Origin of the sequence: Microvirga sp. 2MCAF35 (assembly GCF_052115545.1) — a bacterium.
Taxonomy (GTDB): Bacteria; Pseudomonadota; Alphaproteobacteria; order Rhizobiales; family Beijerinckiaceae; genus Microvirga.
This window is the reverse complement of sequence record NZ_JBFRGW010000084.1, coordinates 1-2,231: the sequence shown is the minus strand read 5'-3', so window position 1 is coordinate 2,231 and position 2,231 is coordinate 1. Positions and strand designations below refer to the sequence as shown.

Annotated in this window: 1 protein-coding gene; it reads left to right on the top strand. The window is 63.8% G+C overall.

Annotated elements, in window-relative coordinates:
- Positions 1-729: 729 nt before the first annotated feature.
- The coding region (locus AB4097_RS21360; protein WP_442043291.1) for a DNA translocase FtsK at positions 730-2,231 on the top strand (1,502 nt) is incomplete at its 3' end.

Here is a 2,231-nt window from a genome sequence, read left to right as displayed (position 1 = left end):
ACCGACAGCAACCCCGTCTCCAAAGCCTGACAAGGCCCGGATCCCGGATCAACCGCCACGGTGCAGAAAACCCCCAAACAGGCCCGCTCACACGAACACGCCCCCAGGGGAGGCGCTCCTATAAACCCTCCAACACACTTTGCAAGAGACATCTTCAAAGTCTCTTAGATGGCAATGAAAAGAAGGGGAGGGGAGCGCCTTGGCTCCTCCGGAACATAAGGAGGGCGCAGCGGGCTTTGAAGGTGGCGAACAATGTTCCGTCTGGGGACAAGTCCCGTGCGGCCGGCGTCGTGTTCGCCTCCTAATCCTCTTTTTACCTTTGGCAGGCGTAATCAGGGTGAACCTCCTCCCGGGCTGACCGGTTCGGCCCCAACACCATAACAGACAATGCATTTCAAACGACGGTCCCCATCTTCCGCCGCCAATGGTTATGGCTCTCTCACCCGGGACGATGAACAGCATCCTGAATTCAATGGCCCAGAGGAGAAAAATCCATCTGTCGGAATTTCACGCGCTCCCATGGCCGGAAGCCAACGAGCCTCCCATCTCGAACCACACAGGCAAAGCGGGCGCGGATCGATGAACGAATTTGAGCGCGGACAGGGGCCATCCCGGCCGAGTACAGCCGAGGGGCAGCCTCGTCTCCGGGATCAAGCTGCGGATCGGGTCTCGCGGGACCGAGGACCCAATGGTGCTCCTCGCGGAGAAGTTTGGGAGCAGTCTTTCTCCATGTCGCCGGAGGTCCGCTTCACGCGTACGCCTGAGCGTGTTCTGAAAGAGCGCCGGATGCAGACGCCGGCTCAAGCGGCTCCAGACGCCGCGGATCGGCAGTCCAAGGAAATTGCATCGGTCCGCGCCGCCGATCCTGCGCCGGCCGTCCAGGAAAGACTGCTTGCGTTGCAGAACAAGGCGGCGTCCCAGGAGGTTGGGAACGGCGCGCCTCGTGTCTTTATGCGCACGCCTTCCCATGCGCCGGATCAGGCCAGGCGGGTTGCTCCCGTGCGGCCGCGAGCAGATGTGCCTCCGCGCGCGCCGGTCGCCCCAGCGCCTGCGGTTGCCGAGCCTGCTCCCGCGCCGAAGGCCGTTGAACCTGCTGCACCTCGGGCGAAGAGCACCCCCACTTCTCTCGAGCTTTCCACCGTCCAGCAATCCTACAGCTTCATGTGGCAGCCAGGAACGTATCTCCTGGATCCGACGCTGCCTGTTCCAGTGGAACCGATCCCTGCGGCGGTACCTGCGCCGACTCGTCCCATGCCGTCGGCGCGTGTTCCGGCTGAGCAGAAGAATGTACCGGTCGTGAAGAGAGCCGCGCCTCCGGTCGCAGTTTCTCCACGCATGCCGTCGCCCCCGCCGGCCCCCCTGCCTGCAGAACCGGAGGTTTTGCCGTGGGAGGAGGATGAGGATGACCTCGATGCCGACATGCACATGGATCATGCCGACGACCTGTCGGATGACGATGATGATGCTATCGAGGTGCCGACCCGGCGCGCTGCCGTCGTTGCCTCGCCGCGCACCAGCAGCGAACCGGCCGTTCCGGTTGCGGCCAATGACAGCTTCCGCCGTGACAGCCGAGACAATTATGCTTCCGTATCGGTCGGTGTCTCTGCGCCCGTGAGGGCTTCGTTCGAGTACGAGCTGCCTTCTCTGGAGCTTCTGGCAGAGCCGAAGATCTGGGACAGCGCCGAAGTGCCGGTCGAGGTGCTGCAGGAGAATGCAGCAACCCTCGAGAACGTGCTGTGGGACTTCAATGTCAAGGGCGAGATCATCAACGTCCGTCCCGGCCCTGTGGTGACGTTGTACGAGCTGGAGCCTGCGCCTGGGACGAAGTCGTCGCGGGTGATCTCGCTGGCGGACGACATCGCGCGCTCGATGAGCGCGATCTCGGCCCGCGTGGCCGTGGTCCAGGGCCGCAACGCCATCGGCATCGAGCTGCCCAACCACAAGCGCGAGACCGTGTACCTGCGCGAGCTGCTCGCCTCGCAGGACTTCGAGACCTCGAAGCAGAAGCTGGCGCTGTGCCTCGGCAAGACCATCGGCGGCGAGCCGGTGATCGCCGATCTCGCCCGCATGCCGCACCTGCTTGTCGCCGGCACCACCGGCTCGGGCAAGTCGGTGGCGATCAACACCATGATCCTCTCCCTCGTCTACCGGCTCTCGCCGGCCGAGTGCCGCCTGATCATGGTCGACCCGAAGATGCTCGAGCTCTCGGTCTATGACGGCATCCCGCACCT